The organism is Rhizobium sp. BK376 (assembly GCF_004341625.1).
GTDB lineage: Bacteria > Pseudomonadota > Alphaproteobacteria > Rhizobiales > Rhizobiaceae > Rhizobium.
The window spans coordinates 160,040-179,530 of the sequence record NZ_SLZG01000010.1 but is presented as its reverse complement, the minus strand read 5'-3'; the positions used below and the strand labels follow the sequence as shown (position 1 = coordinate 179,530).

At 62.0% G+C, this 19,491-nt stretch carries 17 protein-coding genes; 14 read left to right on the top strand and 3 right to left on the bottom strand.

Translation table 11 applies throughout. The annotated features are described in order from the left end of the window. Nucleotides 1-13 precede the first annotated feature (13 nt). The 13 genes from EV561_RS22455 (at nucleotide 14) to EV561_RS22395 (ending at nucleotide 13,425) form a co-directional block, all read left to right on the top strand. A complete protein-coding gene (locus EV561_RS22455; RefSeq protein WP_132524575.1) occupies nucleotides 14-1,057 on the top strand; it encodes an NAD(P)-dependent oxidoreductase in 1,044 nt (347 codons plus the stop codon). Beyond that, nucleotides 1,057-1,998 carry an allantoinase PuuE gene (locus tag EV561_RS22450; protein ID WP_132524573.1) on the top strand — a complete coding sequence of 314 codons (942 nt, stop codon included), beginning with the start codon at nucleotides 1,057-1,059 and terminating at the stop codon, nucleotides 1,996-1,998. Before EV561_RS22455 ends, EV561_RS22450 begins: the two co-directional genes overlap by 1 nt. Then, nucleotides 1,973-3,694 carry a thiamine pyrophosphate-requiring protein gene (locus EV561_RS22445; RefSeq protein WP_348633748.1) on the top strand — a complete coding sequence of 574 codons (1,722 nt, stop codon included), beginning with the start codon at nucleotides 1,973-1,975 and terminating at the stop codon, nucleotides 3,692-3,694. Before EV561_RS22450 ends, EV561_RS22445 begins: the two co-directional genes overlap by 26 nt. A gap of 22 nt (nucleotides 3,695-3,716) precedes the next feature. Continuing rightward, nucleotides 3,717-5,051 (top strand): dihydroorotase family protein, encoded by a 1,335-nt coding sequence (locus EV561_RS22440; RefSeq protein ID WP_132524571.1) that lies wholly within the window; start codon nucleotides 3,717-3,719, stop codon nucleotides 5,049-5,051. Nucleotides 5,052-5,061: 10 nt separating this feature from the next. Continuing rightward, nucleotides 5,062-5,835 carry a glucose 1-dehydrogenase gene (locus EV561_RS22435; protein ID WP_132524569.1) on the top strand — a complete coding sequence of 258 codons (774 nt, stop codon included), beginning with the start codon at nucleotides 5,062-5,064 and terminating at the stop codon, nucleotides 5,833-5,835. Between the two features lie 57 nt (nucleotides 5,836-5,892). Beyond that, nucleotides 5,893-6,678: an SDR family oxidoreductase gene (locus tag EV561_RS22430; RefSeq protein ID WP_132524567.1), complete on the top strand. Its 786-nt coding sequence runs from the start codon at nucleotides 5,893-5,895 to the stop codon at nucleotides 6,676-6,678. 347 nt (nucleotides 6,679-7,025) lie between these two features. Next, a complete protein-coding gene (locus EV561_RS22425; protein WP_132524565.1) occupies nucleotides 7,026-7,733 on the top strand; it encodes a TetR/AcrR family transcriptional regulator in 708 nt (235 codons plus the stop codon). 127 nt (nucleotides 7,734-7,860) lie between these two features. After that, nucleotides 7,861-9,033, top strand: coding sequence for a Gfo/Idh/MocA family oxidoreductase (locus EV561_RS22420; RefSeq protein ID WP_132524563.1), 1,173 nt, complete (start codon nucleotides 7,861-7,863; stop codon nucleotides 9,031-9,033). Nucleotides 9,034-9,038: 5 nt separating this feature from the next. Further along, nucleotides 9,039-10,211, top strand: coding sequence for a dihydrodipicolinate synthase family protein (locus EV561_RS22415; RefSeq protein WP_132524561.1), 1,173 nt, complete (start codon nucleotides 9,039-9,041; stop codon nucleotides 10,209-10,211). A gap of 51 nt (nucleotides 10,212-10,262) precedes the next feature. Next, nucleotides 10,263-11,084: a sugar phosphate isomerase/epimerase family protein gene (locus tag EV561_RS22410; RefSeq protein WP_132524559.1), complete on the top strand. Its 822-nt coding sequence runs from the start codon at nucleotides 10,263-10,265 to the stop codon at nucleotides 11,082-11,084. A 206-nt stretch (nucleotides 11,085-11,290) separates the two neighbouring features. After that, a complete protein-coding gene (locus EV561_RS22405; protein ID WP_132524557.1) occupies nucleotides 11,291-12,646 on the top strand; it encodes a tetratricopeptide repeat protein in 1,356 nt (451 codons plus the stop codon). Between the two features lie 120 nt (nucleotides 12,647-12,766). Continuing rightward, nucleotides 12,767-13,015 (top strand): type II toxin-antitoxin system VapB family antitoxin, encoded by a 249-nt coding sequence (locus tag EV561_RS22400; RefSeq protein WP_132524555.1) that lies wholly within the window; start codon nucleotides 12,767-12,769, stop codon nucleotides 13,013-13,015. Continuing rightward, the gene (locus EV561_RS22395) at nucleotides 13,012-13,425 is read left to right on the top strand and encodes a type II toxin-antitoxin system VapC family toxin (RefSeq protein WP_132524553.1); all 414 of its coding nucleotides are present in this window, start codon (nucleotides 13,012-13,014) and stop codon (nucleotides 13,423-13,425) included. The genes EV561_RS22400 and EV561_RS22395 overlap by 4 nt, the downstream gene beginning before the upstream one ends. 54 nt (nucleotides 13,426-13,479) lie before the next feature. On the opposite strand, the gene hutU is transcribed toward EV561_RS22395, so the two are convergent. The 3 genes from hutU to hutI are packed head-to-tail and all read right to left on the bottom strand — an operon-like array spanning nucleotide 13,480 to nucleotide 17,964. Continuing rightward, a complete protein-coding gene (gene hutU, locus EV561_RS22390) occupies nucleotides 13,480-15,168 on the bottom strand; it encodes a urocanate hydratase (RefSeq protein WP_132524551.1) in 1,689 nt (562 codons plus the stop codon). Between the two features lies 1 nt (nucleotide 15,169). Further along, the gene (gene hutH, locus EV561_RS22385; RefSeq protein ID WP_132524549.1) at nucleotides 15,170-16,705 is read right to left on the bottom strand and encodes a histidine ammonia-lyase; all 1,536 of its coding nucleotides are present in this window, start codon (nucleotides 16,703-16,705) and stop codon (nucleotides 15,170-15,172) included. After that, entirely contained in the window at nucleotides 16,702-17,964 is a 1,263-nt protein-coding gene (gene hutI / locus EV561_RS22380) for an imidazolonepropionase (protein ID WP_132524547.1), read from the bottom strand. Before hutI ends, hutH begins: the two co-directional genes overlap by 4 nt. 137 nt (nucleotides 17,965-18,101) lie before the next feature. Here hutI and EV561_RS22375 point away from each other — a divergent pair, with 137 nt between their 5' ends. Beyond that, entirely contained in the window at nucleotides 18,102-19,448 is a 1,347-nt protein-coding gene (locus EV561_RS22375) for a formimidoylglutamate deiminase (RefSeq protein ID WP_132524545.1), read from the top strand. Nucleotides 19,449-19,491: the final 43 nt, after the last annotated feature.

The window sequence follows — 19,491 nt, the reverse complement described above, 5'->3', positions numbered from 1 at the left end:
AATGGATTTTGAAATGACCCTTCTTGTCACCGGCGGTACTGGCTTCGTCATGAGTGTGGTGGTGCGGGAATGGCTCGACCGCGATCCTGCTGCCCGTGCCGTCATTCTCGATCGCTCCGGCCTCGACGCCATGGCCGAGCAATATTTCGCTCCGGTTCGGGATCGCCTGACGGTCATTACGGGCGATATCTGCGATCCCTCGCAATGGTCGAATGCGCTCGATGCGCACGGTATCACCGCGATTGTTCACGGCGCGACCATCACGCCGATTTCGCGCGGCAGCGCCGCCGAGGCGAAGCGCCAGCCCGAGGCTGAGGACCCGGCGCGGATCGTCGATGTCAATCTGATGGGCACGGTGCGGATGCTCGAATGGGCGCGCAACAAGCCCTCCGTCAAGCGCTTCCTCTATGTCAGCTCGGGTTCCGTCTATCGCCACCATGGCCCGGACTGGACGGGCGAACCTTTGCCGGAAGACGGCTATGTCGCACCGCTGACGCTCTACGGCATTTCGAAATTCGCCTCTGAAATGGTGGTCAACCGCTACGCCGATCTCTTCGGCATTTCGGCTCTGAGCGTGCGTCTCGCATCGGTCTACGGTCCGATGGACCGGGCGACCGAGAGCCGCAACTTCCGCCATGTCCCGAACCGCGTCGCCCATATGGCGCTTTCAGGCGATGTGATCCGGCCCAACAGCCTGGAATCGGTCGGCGATTACGTGCATTCGGGCGATGTTGCAAAGGCCGTCATCGCGCTGATCTCGGCACCGCGCCTTCGCTATCGCCACTACAATATCGGCAGCGGCCGCACATCGACGACCGGCGATATCGTCGAATGGGCCAGGGAGCGCGTGCCTGATCTGAAGGTCGAAGTCAGCCCGCACGAAACCGCCAACGTCATCCAGGACGCGACGCTCAAAGACGGCATGTGGGGAGAATACGATCTCGCCCGTATCGAGCGCGACACCGACTGGCGCCCGCGCTCCGGTAGAGACGCCTTCCACGACTACATGGACTGGATTGTCACCAACGAAGCTGCCGCGGCGAAGGAGGGGAAATAATGTCCGAGACCATCAAAATAGAAAATACGGAACGCCAGCCGCGCGACTTCATCGGCTACGGCCCAAAGCCGCCTTTCATGAGCTGGCCTGGGGACGTCAAGGTCGCGATCAATCTTGTTCTCAACTATGAGGAAGGCTCGGAATATTCCTGGCTGGAAGATGGCCGAAACGACAATTGGGGCGAATACAACATCCCCAATAGCCCTTCGGTCCGCGATCTCGGCACGGAAACCCATTTCGAATATGGCAGCCGCGCCGGTGTCTGGCGTCTGGCGCGCCTCTTTGATCGCTACAACATCCCGATCACGGTGTCTGCCTGCGCCGTGGCATTGGAAAAGAACCCCGCCGTCACCGAATGGATGAATGCCCGTGGCCATGACCTGCTCGGCCACGGCCTGCGCTGGAGCGAATATTCGACTGTCGCACGCGAAGATGAGGAGCGGGAGCTGCATGAGGCGATCGCGCTCTACAAGAAGCTGACCGGCCGCCGCCCGATGGGCTGGAATTGCCGTTCCTTCCCGAGCGTCAATACGCGCGACCTGATCGCGAAGGAGGGCGGGTTCCTCTATTACTCCGATCCCTGCAACGACGATCTTCCCTATTTCATGGATCATGACGGCACGCGCATGCTCGTCGTGCCCTATTCCAAGACGCTGAACGACAGCCGCTATCTGATCGCGCCGGGCTACAGCAATCCACGCGATTTCACTGAGGATTGCCGCTCGGCCATCGACTACCTGCTCGGCGAGGCAGACGAGACCGGCGGCCGGATGCTGACAATCGGCGTTCATGCCCGCTGGATGGGCCAGCCGAACCGGGCCTCCGGCCTGCGCGACGTCATCGAGCATGTCCAGAAGACGCCGGGAGCTGCCTTCATGCGCCGCGAGGATATTGCCCGCTACTGGCTAGAAAATCATGAAACATTTGGCCGTCATGCGTGATGGAACCGAAGCAGTGCCGCTGGCGGAGCCCAGCGAACCAGTGAGCGGTTGGAGGAAAGACATGAACGGTGCTGAGGTCGTCGCCTCGATCCTGAAACAGGAAGGCGTCAAGCAGATCATCGGCTTCCCGAACAGCGAACTGTTCGATGCGTCGGCCCATCTCGACATTCCGCCTGTCATAACCCGGACACCGCGTGTGGCAGTCAATATTGCCGAGGGCTATGCCCGCACCACGGCCGGGCGAGAACTCGCCGTGGTCACCGTGCAATATGGTCCCGGCGCGGAGAGCGCTTTCGGCGGTATCGCCCAGGCTTTCAACGATCGCGCGCCGATCCTTTTCCTGCCGACGGGTTATCCGCGCGGCTCGGAAGCGGTGGCGCCGAATTTCGAGGCGAGCCGCAATTTTCGCCACATTACGAAATGGTGCGAGGCGGTGACCCGCGTCGAGCATTTGCCGAAGCTGATGCATTCGGCAATCACCCGTCTTCGCAATGGTCGGCCGGCCCCCGTGCTTCTCGAACTGCCCGTCGATCTATTGGCCGAAAAGCTCGATCCTTCCCACGACATCTATCAAAAGCCCCGCCGCAGCGTGCCGCAGGCCGATGCGGGGGAGATTGCCGAGCTGATCGCAACCCTGCTTGCCGCAAAGAATCCGGTGGTCTTCGCGGGCCAGGGCGTGCTTGCCGCCTCGGCGTCGAAGGAATTGGTAGAGTTCGCGGAACTGCTGCGCATTCCCGTCATGACGACGCCGAACGGCAAGAGCGGCTTTCCGGAGAACCATTCGCTGGCGCTCGGCACGGCGGGGCGCGCGCGTCCGGCAACGGTCGATCACTTCATGGATAAGGCCGATGTCGTGCTGGCGCTCGGCACCAGCCTTACCCGTTCTCACTACATCCTGCCGATCGCCAAGGACAAGGTGTTGCTGCAGGTCACGATCGACGAGGGTGATCTCGGCAAGGATTATCCGATCGCGCAGGGTGTCGTCAGCGATGCCCGCTCCGCTTTGAGGCAGATGATCGCCCATGTCAAAAGCGAGCGATTGGCCATCCCCGATCGCGGCGATATTGCCGAAGAGATCCGTGGCATCCGCGCCGCCTTCATGGAACGCTGGATGCCGTTCCTGACTGCTAACAGCGAGCCGATCTCGCCCTATCGTGTCGTCTGGGAAATCATGCGCGCCGTCGATCCGGCCAGGACCATCGTGACCCACGATGCCGGCAATCCGCGCGACCAGTTCAGCCCTTTCTACGAGGCGACCGTGCCGGGCAGCTATGTCGGCTGGGGCAAGACGACCCAGCTCGGCAGCGGCCTCGGTTTTGCGCTCGGCGCCAAGCTGGCACGGCCGGAGGCGACCGTCGTCAATCTGATGGGCGAGGCGGCCTTCGGCATGGTCGGCATCGATTTCGAGACCGCAATCCGCTGCAACCTGCCGATCCTGACCGTCGTGATGCGCAACAACGTGCTTGGCGGATATGCCGCGAGCATGCCGATCGCCACGAAGAAATACGGCGCCAACCGGATGTCGGGAGGCTATGCGCCGATCGCCGAGGCGCTCGGCGGCTATGGCGAATGCGTGACCGCTCCCGCCGATCTGCGTCCGGCGCTGCTTCGCGCTCTGGAAAAAGTGGGCCAGGGGCAGGCGGCTCTGGTCGAAGTCGTGACGCATGAAGAGCCGCGCCTGCCGGGGCTTTGCTGACGGCGCGCGACAGGAGAGCGACATGTTCGACACGATCATATCGGGCGGCACCGTCGTCAACGCCGACGGTGAGAAACGAGCCGACGTCGGCATCACCGACGGGCGGGTCGCAGCGATCCTCTCGCCCGGTGACTTGGCTGAGGCCCGGACAGTCGTTGACGCGACGGGCTGCCATTTGCTGCCCGGTCTCGTCGATGCCCATGTCCACCTGCGCGAACCGGGTTTGACCCAGAAGGAGGATTTCGACAGCGGGACACGGGCAGCGGCACTCGGCGGCGTGACATCGGTGCTCGACATGCCGACCGACGATCCATGGACCGCGACATCGGAGCAACTCGCCGAGAAGATGGCGATGGCGAAGGAACGCATCCATGTCGATGTCGGCTTCCAGGTGGTTCTCAGCCAGGATCTGAGCCTTCTCGAAGGATTGCTTGCGCTCCACCCGGTTTCGCTGGAACTCTTTACTGCCGACGTGCCTGCAGCATTTCGTTTCGATACGATGGATGCCGTAGCCGGGATGCTGAAGCGCCTTGCCGGACGCGACACGCTGATCGGCATCTCTCCGGGCGATCAATCCATTCTTGATGGCAGCGGTCAGCGCGACCGCGCCGGCGATATCGCCGCATTCCTCGTCAGCCGCTCGCCGCTGGCCGAGGCCGGCGGCGTTGCGCGCGCCGTGCTGGCCGCAGCAGAGACCGGCGCCCGGATTCATGTCCGCCAAGTCAACTCCGCCCTTGGCGTTTCCGCATGGCGGCGTCTGCGCGACATGGCCGACGCGACCGTCGAAACGACGCCGCAGAACCTGTTCTTCACGGCAGCCGATTATGAAACGCTCGGCGCAAACCTGAAGGGATCGCCGCCCCTGCGCGACGCCAAAGATGTCGAGGCGCTGCGGGCCGCCCTCTCTGAAGGGCTGATCGACATCGTCGCCACCGATCATGCGCCGCACAGCCCGGCCGAGAAGGCGGCGACCTATGCGGCATTCGCCGATATTCCTGGCGGCATGCCGGGCCTGCAAACGCTGCTCCCGACGATGTTGAGGCTGGTCGAGGCAGGGTTGATCGATCTCTCCGATCTCGTTCGCATGTGTGCCCGCAATCCGGCCGAGCGCTTCGGTCTCGGCAGATCGAAGGGGGTAATCGCGACCGGTTACGATGCCGATATCCTTGTTGTCGATCGGCGCCAGACGAGCCTCATCACCAACGCCGAGCAAGCATCGCGAGCGGCCTACACCCCGTTCGATGGCTGGAGCATTCCGGCAAGGCTCACCCGCGTCTTCCTGCGAGGAGAAGAGATCGTCCGCGACGGGGCAATCATTGCCGAAAGGCGCGGAGCGGTCGTCGCCCGCGAAGTCTGAGGAAAACATCATGCCTATTCTGCAGAACAAAATTGCCATCGTCACCGGCGCAAGCTCCGGTCTCGGCCGCGCCATCGCCTTGCGCTATGCCGGCGAAGGAGCGTCGGTGGTCATCGCCGACACGATCGAAACGCCGCTCGAGGGCGGTGAGAGCACGCTCGAGCGGATCCGTGCCGGCGGCGGCAAGGCTCTTTTTGTCACGACCGATATTTCCGATTGGGATGCTGTGGATGCGCTGGTCAGCGAGACCGTCAAGCATTTTGGACGGCTCGACGTTATGGTCAACAACGCTGCCATCTACACCTCGACCAATCTGCTCGAAACGACGCCGGAGCAATGGGCGCGGGTCATCGGTGTCAATCTCACCGGCTTCTTCTATTGCTGCAAGCGGGCGATGCAGCAGTTCCTGACGCAGGAACCGGTCAACGATGTGCGTGGACGGATCATCAATATTTCCTCGCAGCATGGCATGGTCGCCTGCCCCGGGGATTTTCCCTATGGCGTCAGCAAGGGCGGCATTGTCCAGATGACCCGCCAGATTGCGGTCGATCACGCGGACGATCTCGTCGTCTGCAACGCGATCGCGCCGGGCAAGATCATCACGGGAAAGCCGGGCGTCGCCAACGATCCGGATTCGCTCGACTATTCGCGCCGGCGCACGCCCTGGCCGCGCCTCGGAGCGCCCGACGATGTCGCCGGTGCCGCACTTTTCCTGGGAAGCGACATGGCGAGCTACGTCACCGGCATCAACCTGATGGTCGACGGCGGATGGATGGCCGGCTGAGCGGTACGGAAACAACGAAAACCGGCCATCTGCCGGGCAATGAAAGGAAACACGATCATGGATCTTGGACTGAACGGCAAGACGGCGCTGGTCTTCGGCGCCGGCGGCGGCCTCGGCGGCGCGATAGCGCGCACATTGGCAGGCGAGGGCGCCAAGGTGGCGGTCGCGGATATCAACCGCGATGCGGCACAGGCAACGACGGATGCCATCAAGGCCGCCGGCGGAACGGCGATGACGCTGGAATGGGATATCGCCGATCTCTCCGTCATCGGCGCGCGGCTGAAGGCGGTCGAGGATGCGTTCGGCGCGGTCAACGTGCTCGTCAACAATACCGGCGGTCCGCCGCCGACCCCTGTTGCCGGCCAGGACGCGGAAACCTGGCAGCGTTTCTTCAACTCGATGGTGTTGCCGGTCATCGCGATTACGGACCATGTCCTTCCCGGCATGAAAGCCGCGAAATGGGGCCGTATCATCACCTCCACATCGTCCGGCGTCATCGCGCCGATCCCCAATCTCGGCATGTCGAACACGCTACGCACCTCGCTGCTCGGCTGGTCAAAGACCCTGGCCCAGGAAGTCGGCCGTGACGGCATTACGGCGAACATCGTGCTGCCCGGCCGTATCGCCACCGGGCGCATCACCTTCCTCGACGAGCAGAAGGCGAAGCGCGAAGGCCGTACCGTCGAAGATGTCTCGGCACAGAGCACCGCGTCGATCCCGGTCGGCCGCTACGGCGACCCGCAGGAATATGGCGACGTCGTCACCTTCCTGGCAAGCACCAAGGCATCCTATGTGACAGGCAGCGTTCTCAGGATCGACGGCGGGTTGATCGCAAGTATCTGATTTCGATAGGCTATCATCGGATCCGCGGCGCTGTTGGGCGTCGCTGCGGATCCGAGAAGTGATGACCAGCTTGAGGTCCTAGACGATTGCTCGATGACAGATCGCCACGCTGGCGATGCCATGGCGGCTTTGCCGGTCAAATCCATCCCATCATCAGTCCGCTGCCCAACAACCTCGCACGGTTCGCACGCCGGTTGCATTTGTAATTCGTTCGGATGAGTTACGTTTCGTAACTGGCCAGTTACCCCGATGCGGGACATCATGGGGACTGTCAAGCAGGTTGCGGATCGGGTAGTTGTGATAGACAAGAGATCATTTGGTCTCCAATATTGCAGCCGAGGATGATGATGAGCGAAGCCAAGACCGCCGGAGCCCGACGCAAGACCACAAAACCTGTCTCAGCGGAGACGGTTGTGGGCGAAGTGTCGGCGCTGAAGCCGCGGTTGCGGGACGCGGAGCGCACCAGCACGGCCATCCTGGCTGCTGCAACGAAGGAGTTCGCGGAACGCGGCTATGGCGGCGCCCGTGTCGATGCGATTGCCGCCCGGGCCAACATCAACAAGCGGATGCTCTACCATTATTTTGGTGGGAAGGATGCGCTCTATGTCGCAGTGCTCGAGGGTAGCTACATCGCCATCCGCTCGGCCGAGGCGAGGCTCGACCTCTCCCACCGCGCACCACGCGACGGCATGCGCGAACTGGTTGTTTTCACATGGCAATATTTCCTTGCCCATCCGGAATTCCTCGGCATACTCAGCACGGAAAACCTGCACAAGGCAAAATTCCTGAAGCGCTCCGCGCGAATTTTCGAGCTGCATTCGCCGTTGGTCGCCGAGATATCCGGGCTGCTCGATCGTGGGGAAGCCGGCGGTGATTTCCGGCCCGGCTGCGATCCGGTCAAGATCTATATGACGATCGCCGCGCTCGGCTCGTTCTTTCTGACAAACCGCTGGACTCTCTCGACAATTTTTCGTCGAAACCTGTCCGACAAGGCCGAGATCGAAGCCTGGGGCGAGCATATCGTCGAGGTCATCTTCGCCTATCTCCGGCCTTGATCGGCTGTCGCCCTCCACCCGATCGACTATCCCGGCAAGCCTCCCTTCGATTGATGAAGCTGGTTGACAGGGTTCATGACGCATGTCAGTTATGTAACTATCTGGTTATTTATTGGGAGGAATAATCATGGTGGCAAAATCGCTCGGCATCATCATGCACGGCATCACCGGGCGCATGGGATACAACCAGCATCTGGTTCGCTCCATTCTGGCAATCCGCGATCAGGGCGGCCTGCTGCTGTCGAACGGTGACCGGCTGATGCCCGATCCGATCCTCGTCGGGCGCAATGCCGACAAGATCGGGGAGATTGCCCGTAAGCACGGCGTTACCCGCACGACGACCGATCTCGATGCCGCCCTTGCCAATCCCAACGACACGATTTTCTTCGATGCCGGCTCGACCCAGATGCGCATCGGCCTTCTGACCAAGGCGATCGAGGCCGGAAAGCACGTCTATTGCGAAAAGCCGATCTCCGAGACCCTGGAAGAGGCGCTATCCATCGCAAGCCTCGCGGAACGTCGCGGCGTCAAGAATGGCGTCGTCCAGGACAAGCTCTACCTCCCCGGCCTGCGCAAGATCGCGCTCCTCCGCGACAGCGGCTTCTTCGGCAAGATCCTCTCCGTTCGCGGTGAGTTCGGCTATTGGGTGTTCGAGGGCGACTGGGGCGTCAAGGCGCAGCGGCCGTCGTGGAATTACCGGAAAGCAGACGGCGGCGGCATGATCCTCGATATGCTGCCGCATTGGCGCTATGTGCTCGACAATCTCTTCGGCGAGGTCAAGGCCGTCAGCTGCTATGGCGTCACGCATATTCCCAGCCGTATCGACGAGAGCGGCAAGACCTATGTCGCCGATGCCGACGATGCCGCCTATTCCACCTTCGAGCTTGAGGGCGGGATCGTCGCCCATATCAATTCGTCCTGGGCCGTGCGCGTACGCCGCGACGATCTGGTGACGTTTCAGGTGGATGGGACGCATGGTTCCGCCGTTGCCGGCCTGACGAAATGCTGGACCCAGCACCGCGTCAATACGCCGAAGCCTGTCTGGAACCCCGATCAGCCGCAGACGATCGACTTTTACAATACCTGGGACGAAGTGCCTGAAACCCAGACCTTCGATAACGGCTTCAAGGCGCAATGGGAGGATTATCTGCGCTATGTCGTCGAGGACGCGCCGTGGAAATTCACCCTGCGCGAAGGTGCGAAGGGCGTTCAGCTCGCCGAGCTTGCCCATAAGAGCTGGAAGGAGCGGCGCTGGGTAGACGTGCCCTCCCTTTCCGATGCCGAGCGCAAGGTGGCGTAGAGACGATGGCACTGACGCTCAATCTCCCTGTGGCCGGCGGAAAGCTGGCAGAATATGTGGTCGCCAACGCCCCGCTCATTCCCGAAGAGGGGACGAGAGGTGGTCGCGGCTTCAACCGTGTTGCCTTCGCCGCGGCACACGTCGTCGTCGACCCGCTGGCCGACAACGATCCCTGGCTTGATCACAACATCGACTGGGAGCGCACGATCGCGTTTCGCGAATATCTCTGGGACCTCGGTCTCGGCGTCGCCGAGGCCATGGACACGGCGCAACGCGGGATGGGGCTCGATTGGGCCGGCGCAAAGGAGCTGATCACCCATGCCCAGTCGGCGGCACGCGGCCGTTCCGACGCTTTGATTGCCTATGGTGCGGGTACGGATCACCTTGCATCCGGTCCTGACGTCAGCGTGGATGACGTCATCAGGGCCTACGAGGAACAATTCGCCTTTGTCGAAGGGCAGGGCGGCCGGATCATCCTGATGGCAAGCCGCGCCCTGGCGGCTGCCGCCAAGGGACCGGATGACTATGTCCGCGTCTATGACCGGATACTCTCCCAGGTGCGCGAGCCCGTCATCATTCATTGGCTCGGCGACATGTTCGATCCGGCGCTCAGCGGCTACTGGGGCTCCAAGGACGATCTTGCGGCCATGGATACGGCGGTCGGCATCATCAACGCCAATGCCGCCAAAGTGGATGGCGTGAAGATATCGCTGCTGTCGGCGGAAAAGGAGATCCTGATGCGCCGACGTCTCGATCCGCGCGTGAAGATGTATACCGGCGACGATTTCAACTACGCCGAACTGATCGCCGGCGACGAGCAGGGCTATTCGCACGCTCTTCTCGGCATTTTCGATGCGATCGCTCCGGCGGCCAGCGTTGCATTGCAGAAACTGGCCAAGGGCGACATGGATTCGTTTCATGCGGCCCTGGCGCCGACCGTCCCGCTCTCAAGGCATCTCTTCAAGGCGCCGACGCGTTTCTACAAGACCGGCGTGGTGTTCCTCGCCTATCTGAACGGCTTCCAGAACCATTTTCATATGCTCGGCGGCCAGCAAAGCACGCGCTCCATCCTGCATCTTTCGGAACTCTTTCGCCTTGCCGACAAGGCTCGCGTCCTACGTGATCCTGATATGGCGGCAACACGGATGAAGACGATACTCGCGACTGCTGGAATTTAAGTACCTGCTTCCGGCAGAGAGGGCCGGCGGTTGGGTGGGAGGACAAGCAGAATGGCTGTCGAAGGCCTTTCCATCAATCTCGCCACCGTGCGAGAACAATACAACATGCGCGAGGCTGTCGAGGCCTGCTTGAAACAGGGCATCACGGCAATTGCGCCCTGGCGTGACCAGGTTCATGCGATCGGTCTCGATGAAGCCGCGCGCATCGTCGCGGACAACAGGCTCCGTGTGACCGGCCTCTGCCGCGGAGGCATGTTTCCCGCCGACGCGGATGGACGGGCGGCAGCCATCGATGATAACAAGCGGGCAATCGATGAGGCCGCGGCACTGAACGCCGACTGTCTCGTCCTCGTCGTCGGCGGGCTTCCCCCCGGTTCGCGCGATATCCACCGCGCTCGTGAGATGGTCGCCGAGGGCATCGAGGCAATCCTGCCGCATGCGCGGGCTGCCGGAATTCCCTTGGCGATCGAGCCGTTGCATCCGATGTATGCGGCCGACCGGGCTTGCGTGAACACGCTGGAGCAGGCCCTCGACATCTGCGATCTCCTGGGCGACGGCATTGGCGTTGCGATCGATGTCTACCACGTGTGGTGGGATCCGGAGCTTGAAGATCAGATCGCGCGGGCAGGGACGTCGAATAGAATTCTGGCTCACCATATCTGCGACTGGCTCGTGCCGACCCGGGACCTGCTGCTTGACCGCGGCATGATGGGCGACGGTGTCATCGACCTGAAGCGTATCCGCAAGGCCATTGAAAAGGCTGGATATTTCGGCGCTCAGGAGGTCGAGATATTCTCGGCTCAGAACTGGTGGAAGAGGCCCGGCCATGAGGTGCTTTCCACATGCATCGAACGGTTTCGCACCGTCTGCTGAGCAAAGCGTGATTTGGCACCCTTGCTGAAATTTTTCTGGCCCTTGTAACGTTCGGCTGCGCCGCGCCGTAGGGGGCATACGGGGTGGATTTCCAATGTAGATCGTAGGCGGAAAATCAGTCGGCCACCGAACAAGGCGCAAGCCTCGGGAGGGGCACGGTTGTTACCTCCATTGCCGTGTGCACTGAAACGACCATGGGAGACGTAATGTCGACGATCGAAAACAATGACGACAGCCTCGCTGCGCGCAAATCCTTGAATGAGGCTATGAGTTCCCACGTTTCGGGGGATCTTCCGACGGCGGAAAAGCACTATGTGCAGGTCTTGAACCGGGACTACCGCACCGAGGATATCCTGCCGCTCTTGGCCGGCATCGTCGCGAAGCGCGGCGATTACGAGCTCGCACTCTACTATTGGGATAGTTTGCTGACCCTGAAGCCCGGCCATCTGGTCGGCCTTCTCGAAAAGGGCGGCATTCTGCACAAGCGCGGCCAATTGGCCGATGCCATTGCCTGCTACAAGCTGGCGCTCTCGGTATCGCCCGGCAATCCGCTGATTCTCAACAATCTCGCTGTGACCATGTCGGATGCCGGTCGCCGGGATGAGGCATTGGAGATGTTTCATCAGGTTCTGCGACTGCAGCCGGACAATATCGACGTCCGGCACCAGATCCGGCGTCTGTCTTCGGCGATCGTGCCCTTCTGGCATATTGCGATGATGAACGATCAGCCGAGAAACGATGCCTTCGAGGCCGCGATCAAGCGCGCCATCGAAATGCGCGGTGCTGAAGCTCAGATCCTGGATATCGGCTCGGGAAGCGGCCTGCTCTCGATGATGGCGGCCCGAGCTGGTGCCAGGAATATCGCTACCTGCGAAGCCGTCCCCGTCATTGCGAAGACAGCTGCCGAGATCATTGCCGATAACGGGTTCGAGGACAGGATCAGTGTCGCTGCGAAAACATCGCAGGATCTGGTGATCGGCAAGGACATGGAGAGACGCGCCGATATTCTGATCTCGGAGATTCTTTCAAGCGACCTGCTGGCCGAGCATGTCATAGCGACGTTCGAAGATGCGCATTCAAGGCTTCTCAGCGACGATGCGATCATCATCCCGCGCGCGGCGACGGCGCTCGGGTGCCTTGTCGCGAGCGACACCCTTGCCGAATATGCCCATGTCCAGACGGCCTCCGGCTTTGATGTCTCCCGCTTCAATGCCTTGGCACCGAACCGCCTGCCCCTTCACGGGACCATGACAGGCTGGACGCGCCTATCGGACGATTTCGAATTGGTCAGCATCGACCTTACGCAGCCGAAACATGCGGCGGCGAGCAGGAAGATAAGGCTGCCTGTCAGCGTTTCGGGTCGGGCGACCGGTATCGTGCAGTGGATGCATATCGACCTCATCGACGATATCACCTTCAGCAACCATCCGGACGATTACCATGACGGCGGCTGGCTCCAGGTGCTGCACACCTTCCCCAAGCCGGTTGAGGTTGTCGCGGGCCAGACGATCGAACTTGTCGTTGGCCATGATCGCAGCAGCCTGATAGTGATGCCCGCGTAAGAGGGGTCATCCGGTTGGCAGCATGATGGTTGGCAACCGGAACCGCTGGATGGCTAGCCATCAGCTGCCATCTTGATGGCAACCCTCTCGGGGTCTATATTTGCTGCAAAGGAGATTCCGATGGTTGAACCTCAACTCTCAGTCAGAAGTGCTAAGGCGCGTGATCTCGCCCATCGCCTTGCTCGCCGAGAAAATCGTTCGATCGCGGAGATCGTTGAGAGGGCATTGGAGGCCTACGATATCCGGGAAACTGGGCGTGAGCCTGCGTCTTCCTTCTATCGTCGGCTTTCAGAAAAAAGTGGTACAGATATCGATCTGGAAGACGTTATCCGAGAAGGTCGCCAGCCTCACAAGGGTATCGACCTTTGATCCTGCTCGATACGAATGTCGTCTCGGAAACATTGAAGAGATATCCCGACGAAGCTGTTGTCGCATGGCTTACGCGCTACGACGCCGAACTCGCGTTGTCGACTGTGACAATTGCTGAAGTTGCTTTCGGCATTCAAAAAATTAGGCCCGATCAACGGGCGGATCGTCTGGAGCAAGGTCTTTACGAATGGCGCAGACGTTTTGCAGACCGGATATTCGGATTGACGGAAGAGGCCGCTCTTGCCTACGGCGAAATCATGGGATCCGCGGCACGCCAGGGGCGTGTGATGTCCGTGCCTGATGGCATGATCGCCGCGATAGCGCTGGTAAACGGAGGCAAACTTGCGACCCGTAACCTCAGCGACTTTAGTACTACGGGCGTCGAATTAATTTCGCCATGGGACTTCTAGAACGCCGCCGTTCTTTTCGGCGGCGTCTTTGAGTTCATTTGATCGGCGATCCAATCAGTTCCCGAGAATACCGGGCAACCGCAAGCCTTTTTCCTTGGCGCATTCGATGGCGATGTCATAGCCCGCGTCGGCGTGGCGCATGACGCCGGTGGCCGGATCGTTCCAGAGCACGCGCTCCAAGCGCCTTGCCGCGTCATCCGTGCCGTCAGCGCAGATGACCATGCCGGAATGTTGGCTGAAGCCCATGCCGACGCCGCCGCCGTGGTGAAGTGACACCCAGGTGGCGCCCGATGCGGTGTTGAGCAGAGCGTTCAGCAGCGGCCAGTCGGAAACGGCGTCCGAGCCGTCCTTCATCGCTTCCGTCTCGCGGTTCGGCGAGGCGACCGAGCCGGAATCGAGGTGGTCGCGGCCGATGACGACAGGGGCCCTCAGTTCGCCGTTCTTCACCATCTCATTGAAGGCGAGGCCGAGCTTGTGGCGGTCGCCGAGGCCGACCCAGCAGATGCGCGCCGGCAGACCCTGGAAGGCGATGCGCTCCCTGGCCATGTCGAGCCAATTGTGCAGGTGCTTGTTGTCGGGCAACAGTTCTTTCACCTTGGCGTCGGTCTTGTAGATGTCTTCCGGATCGCCCGACAGAGCCGCCCAGCGGAAGGGGCCGATACCGCGGCAGAAGAGCGGGCGAATATAGGCAGGCACGAAGCCCGGGAAGGCGAACGCGTTTTCGAGACCCTCATCCTTGGCGACCTGGCGGATGTTGTTGCCGTAGTCGAGTGTCGGAACGCCGGCATCCCAGAAGGCAACCATTGCCTCCACATGCGCCCTCATCGAGGCGCGGGCAGCAACTTCGACGGCCTTCGGGTCGCTCTCGCGCTTGGCCTTGTGCTCGGCAACGGTCCAGCCGGCCGGCAGGTAGCCGTTGCGCGGGTCGTGAGCCGAGGTCTGATCGGTGACGATGTCGGGGCGCGGGCCGCCGGCCTTCATCCGCTTCACAAGCTCGGGGAAGATTTCGGCGGCGTTGCCGAGCAGGCCGACGGACTTGGCTTCGCCGGCCTTGGTCCACTTGTCGATCAGCGCTAGCGCTTCGTCGAGCGTCCTTGCCTTCTCGTCGACATAGCGGGTGCGGATGCGGAAATCGATGCGGGTCTCGTCGCTTTCGACGGCGAGGCAGCAGGCGCCGGCCATGACGGCCGCCAGCGGCTGCGCGCCGCCCATGCCGCCGAGGCCGCCGGTCAGGATCCACTTGCCCCTAAGGTCGCCACTGTAGTGCTGACGACCGGCTTCGACGAAGGTTTCGTAAGTGCCCTGGACGATGCCCTGCGTGCCGATATAGATCCACGAGCCGGCCGTCATCTGGCCGTACATGGCAAGACCCTTCTTATCGAGCTCGTTGAAATGATCCCAGGTCGCCCAGTGCGGCACGAGGTTGGAATTGGCAATCAGGACGCGCGGCGCGTCCTTGTGGGTGCGGAATACGCCGACCGGCTTGCCCGATTGAACCAACAGGGTCTCTTCTTCCGTCAGCGTCTTCAGCGTTTCGGCAATCTGGTCGAAATCGGCCCAGGTGCGGGCGGCGCGGCCGATGCCGCCGTAGACGACCAGTTCGTTCGGATTTTCCGCCACATCGGGGTCGAGATTGTTCATCAGCATGCGCAGCGGCGCTTCTGTCATCCAACTCTTGGCGTTCAGTTGGTCGCCGCGCGGGGCACGGATTTCGCGGATGTTGTGGCGTGGGTTGCTGGTCATGTCAGATCTCCAGAGAGGGCAGGATACCTGCGGAAACGGAAAGGTTGAGGGCGGCTGTTGCGACGAGATCGCCTGCGGCCCTGAGGTCGGTCGCCATGTAGCGGTCTTCTTCGAGCGAAGGGACTGCGGCGCGGATGGTCGAAATCGCCTTCTGCAGTTCCGGGCTGGTGGCTAGCGGGCTGCGCAGTTCCACACCCTGTGCCGCCGTCAGCGCCTCGATGCCGATGATGCCGAAGAGATTGTCGGTCATGCCGAGCAGGCGGCGGGCGCCGTGGCAGGCCATGGAGACGTGGTCTTCCTGGTTGGCCGAGGTCGGCGTCGAATCGACAGAGGCCGGGTGCGACATCTGCTTGTTCTCGCTCATCAGCGCCGCCGAAGTCACTTCGGCGATCATGAGGCCAGAGTTCAGGCCCGGCTTCTTGGCGAGAAAGGCCGGCAGGCCATAGGAGAGGGCCGGATCGACGAGCAGCGCGATACGTCGCTGCGCGATCGCCCCGATCTCGCACACGGCGAGCGCGATCTGATCGGCGGCAAAAGCGACCGGCTCGGCGTGGAAATTGCCGCCCGACACGACGGAATTATCGGAGAGAACCAGCGGGTTGTCGGTGACCGCATTGGCCTCGATCTCGAGGGTGCGGGCCACGGAACGCAGGAGATCCAGGCAGGCGCCATCGACCTGCGGCTGGCAGCGGATGCAATAGGGGTCCTGCACCCGCTCGTCGCCCTCGATATGGCTCTGGCGGATCACGGAATTGTCGAGGAGAGCGCGCAGGGCAGCTGCCGTATCGATCTGGCCGCGATGGCCACGCAGCGTGTGTATGTCTGGATGGAAGGGAGCGGATGATCCCATGGCCGCATCTGTCGACATGGCGCCTGTTATCAGCGCGGCCTGGGCCGCACGGTGGGCGCGGAAGAGCCCGGCAAGCGCCAACGCTGTCGAAACCTGTGTGCCATTGATCAGCGCAAGGCCTTCCTTGGCCGCAAGTACGACTGGCTTGAGGCCGGCCTTATCAAGTGCCGCAGCGCCATCCATCCGCTGGCCGGCGAAAAAGGCCTCGCCTTCTCCCATCATGACGACGGCCAGATGCGCAAGTGGAGCGAGATCGCCGGAGGCTCCAACCGATCCCTTTTCTGGGATGACGGGGATGACGCCCTTTTCGAGCATGCCCTCGATCAGCCGAACGAGATCAAGCCGGACGCCCGAGGCGCCGCGGCCGAGTGAGACCAGCTTCAAGGCCATGATCAGGCGCACGACGTTTTCCGGCAGCGGCTGGCCAACGCCGCAACAATGCGACAGGATCAGATTGCGCTGCAGGGTGGCGACATCGGCGCTGTCGATCTTGATCGACGCGAGTTTGCCGAAGCCGGTGTTGATGCCGTAGACCGGTGCATTGCCGGCGGCGATCTCGGCGATGCGTGCCGCGGCTTTTGCAATGCCGGCGTCAAAAGACGGATCGAGCCTTGCCGGTTCGCCGCTCCAATAGATTGCGGAAAGTTCGCTCAGCGAGACGGAGCCGGGATGAAGCGTGATGGTCATCGGTCGATCCTTTCGCCCTTGAAGACACGTGCATGGAGTGGATTGAAGCCGATGCGGTAGACCAGTTCGGCCAGGCTCTCGACATTCCAGATCGCCAGATCAGCGGATTTGCCGACCGCCAGCGTGCCGGTTTCGTCGAGCAGACCAAGGGCGAGTGCACCTTCGCGTGTGGCGCCGGCGATACATTCCTCGACGGTCAGGCCGAAGAGCGTGGCCGACATGTTCATGGTCAGAAGCAGCGAGGTCAGCGGCGAGGTGCCGGGATTGCAGTCGGTGGCGATAGCGATATGGGCGCCGGCGTCGCGGAGCGCCCTGACCGGCGGCTTCTGCTTTTCCTGAATGGCGTAGAAGGCACCCGGCAGCAGGACCGCAACGGTACCGGCCGCAGCCATGGCGCGGGCGCCGTCTTCATCGAGATATTCGAGATGGTCGGCGGACAGCGCCCCATAGGAGGCAGCGAGTTTGGCTCCGCCGAGATCGGAGAGTTGCTCGGCGTGAAGCTTTACCGGGATGCCCAGCGCCTTTGCCTTATCGAACACGCGGGCGATTTCGTCAGTGGAGAAGGCGATGCCCTCGCAAAAGCCGTCGACGGCGTCGACGAGCCCTTCCGCATGCGCCTGCTCAAGTCCGGGCAGAACGACATCGCTTATATATTCGTTGTTGCGGCCCTTGTATTCGACCGGCGTCGCATGGGCGCCGAGATAGGAGGTCAGGACGCGGACTGGGCGAATTGTTTCGAGCGCGCGGGCCGCCTGAAGCATCTTCAGCTCGGCTTCGACGTTCAGTCCGTAGCCCGACTTGATCTCGATCGTCGTCACTCCCTCGGAGAGCAAGGTGTCGAGGCGCGGTAGGGCTGCTTCGACAAGACCGCCGACGGAAAGCGCGTTGGTCGCCTTCACGGAGGACACGATGCCTCCGCCGGCGCGTGCAATTTCCTCGTAGGTCGCGCCTTCCAGCCGCATCTCGAATTCACGGGCGCGGTTGCCGCCATAGACGATGTGGGTGTGGCAATCGACGAGGCCGGGTGTGACCCAGCGGCCTTCGAGATCGACAATCTCCGCCTTCTCGATCGCAGCCACGGGAAGATCGCTCTCCGCGCCGACGAAACTGATCCGACCGCCCTCGGTGACGAGCGCGCCTTTTTCGATGATGCCCAACCCGGCCTGATCTGCGGCGAGCGTCGCCAGGCGCACGTTGCGCCAGAGGCGCGGACGGGCCTCGATGTCCGAGCTGCGCGCCAAAAAACTGTTCCCACTCATCAGCTTTGCGCCTTTCTTTATTGGGCATCATGTATATACATAATGGAAAAGGTGACAAGTGGGAATTTGTGCGCTTCTGTTGGAAAAGAAAGATGCGCACTGCCAGAAAAGAAGGCCAGAAAAGAAGGGAAGAGGCCATGACCAGACTTCATGCGGAATCAGCGCTGTTGACGAACGGCTGGCAGAAAAACGTGCGGTTGACCTTGGCCGATGGCCGGATTGCTTCGATCGAAATCGGTGCCGCGCCGGAAGCCGGGGACGAGCGCCATGGGGTTATCGTGCCCGGCATGCCGAACCTGCACAGTCATGCCTTCCAGCGCGCCATGGCGGGCCTCGCGGAAGTGCGCGGCCCCGCCAACGACAGCTTCTGGAGCTGGCGGACGGTCATGTACAAATTCGCGCTGTCGATGACGCCTGAACATGTCGAGGCGGTGGCAGCACAGCTCTATATGGAAATGCTGGAGGCGGGGTTCTCTCGCGTCGGCGAGTTCCATTACCTGCATCACGACAAGGATGGCAGCCACTATGCCAATATCGCCGAGCTGGCGGAGCGCATCGGGGCGGCAAGCCTTGAGACCGGCATCGGCCTGACGCTCCTGCCCGTGCTCTACGCTCATTCCGGCTTCGGCGGGACGGCTCCGATCGAAGGACAGCGACGCTTCATCAATTCGCTCGATAGTTTCCAGGCCCTGATGGCCGGCTGCCAAACGGTGGTCGCACGCCTGCCGGGGGCGGAACTCGGTATCGCGCCACATAGCCTGCGTGCCGTCACGCCGGAGGAACTGGCTGCAGCTGTTGGGTCCGCTGGTGAAGGGCCGATCCATATCCACGTGGCAGAGCAGACGAAAGAAGTTGACGATTGCGTCGCATGGTCCGGGCAGCGGCCGGTCGAATGGTTGCTCGACCACGCACCGGTCAATGATCGCTGGTGTCTGATCCATGCGACCCATATGACGGATGCGGAAACGCGCGGCATGGCGCGGAGCGGTGCGATTGCCGGCCTATGCCCGATAACCGAGGCCAATCTTGGCGATGGGATCTTTCCCGCACCGCACTTCCTTGGCGAGGGTGGTCGCTTTGGCATCGGTTCCGATTCGAATATCCTGATTTCGATCCCCGAAGAGCTACGCCAGCTCGAATATTCGCAGCGCCTTGGCCTGCGCGCCCGCAACGTCATTGCCGAAACGGGCGGCTCCACGGCTCGCTCGCTCTTCGAGGGCGCGCTGGCCGGTGGCGGTACTGCGCTGAGGGCCGGGTCCGGTCTTGCCGAGGGAGGTTTCGCCGATATGGTGTCGCTCGACGCGTCCGCGGTTCCCTATCTCGCTGACGATCAACTTCTCGACCAGTGGATCTTTGCCGGCGGCGTTTCCGTCGATTGCGTCTGGGCGCTCGGGCGCAAGCAGGTCGAGCGCGGGCGGCATGTGAAGCGCGAGGCGATCGCCAAACGCTTCGGCGCTGCCATGCAGGAACTGCTCGCCGGCTGAGGCTGGCTCCACTGAACCGTTGCAGCCGAGAGGTGGTTGGGAT

What these genes read in the sequence shown, in the direction of transcription:
- EV561_RS22430 (WP_132524567.1), top strand. Translation starts at nt 5,893, where the DNA reads ATGGATCTTGGACTGAACGGCAAGACGGCGCTGGTCTTCGGCGCCGGC.
- EV561_RS22435 (WP_132524569.1), top strand. Translation starts at nt 5,062, where the DNA reads ATGCCTATTCTGCAGAACAAAATTGCCATCGTCACCGGCGCAAGCTCC.
- hutU (WP_132524551.1), bottom strand. Translation starts at nt 15,168, where the DNA reads ATGACCAGCAACCCACGCCACAACATCCGCGAAATCCGTGCCCCGCGC.
- EV561_RS22400 (WP_132524555.1), top strand. Translation starts at nt 12,767, where the DNA reads ATGGTTGAACCTCAACTCTCAGTCAGAAGTGCTAAGGCGCGTGATCTC.
- EV561_RS22445 (WP_348633748.1), top strand. Translation starts at nt 1,973, where the DNA reads ATGAAACATTTGGCCGTCATGCGTGATGGAACCGAAGCAGTGCCGCTG.
- EV561_RS22410 (WP_132524559.1), top strand. Translation starts at nt 10,263, where the DNA reads ATGGCTGTCGAAGGCCTTTCCATCAATCTCGCCACCGTGCGAGAACAA.
- EV561_RS22405 (WP_132524557.1), top strand. Translation starts at nt 11,291, where the DNA reads ATGTCGACGATCGAAAACAATGACGACAGCCTCGCTGCGCGCAAATCC.
- EV561_RS22450 (WP_132524573.1), top strand. Translation starts at nt 1,057, where the DNA reads ATGTCCGAGACCATCAAAATAGAAAATACGGAACGCCAGCCGCGCGAC.
- EV561_RS22440 (WP_132524571.1), top strand. Translation starts at nt 3,717, where the DNA reads ATGTTCGACACGATCATATCGGGCGGCACCGTCGTCAACGCCGACGGT.
- hutI (WP_132524547.1), bottom strand. Translation starts at nt 17,964, where the DNA reads ATGAGTGGGAACAGTTTTTTGGCGCGCAGCTCGGACATCGAGGCCCGT.
- EV561_RS22455 (WP_132524575.1), top strand. Translation starts at nt 14, where the DNA reads ATGACCCTTCTTGTCACCGGCGGTACTGGCTTCGTCATGAGTGTGGTG.
- hutH (WP_132524549.1), bottom strand. Translation starts at nt 16,705, where the DNA reads ATGACCATCACGCTTCATCCCGGCTCCGTCTCGCTGAGCGAACTTTCC.
- EV561_RS22375 (WP_132524545.1), top strand. Translation starts at nt 18,102, where the DNA reads ATGACCAGACTTCATGCGGAATCAGCGCTGTTGACGAACGGCTGGCAG.
- EV561_RS22425 (WP_132524565.1), top strand. Translation starts at nt 7,026, where the DNA reads ATGAGCGAAGCCAAGACCGCCGGAGCCCGACGCAAGACCACAAAACCT.
- EV561_RS22415 (WP_132524561.1), top strand. Translation starts at nt 9,039, where the DNA reads ATGGCACTGACGCTCAATCTCCCTGTGGCCGGCGGAAAGCTGGCAGAA.
- EV561_RS22420 (WP_132524563.1), top strand. Translation starts at nt 7,861, where the DNA reads ATGGTGGCAAAATCGCTCGGCATCATCATGCACGGCATCACCGGGCGC.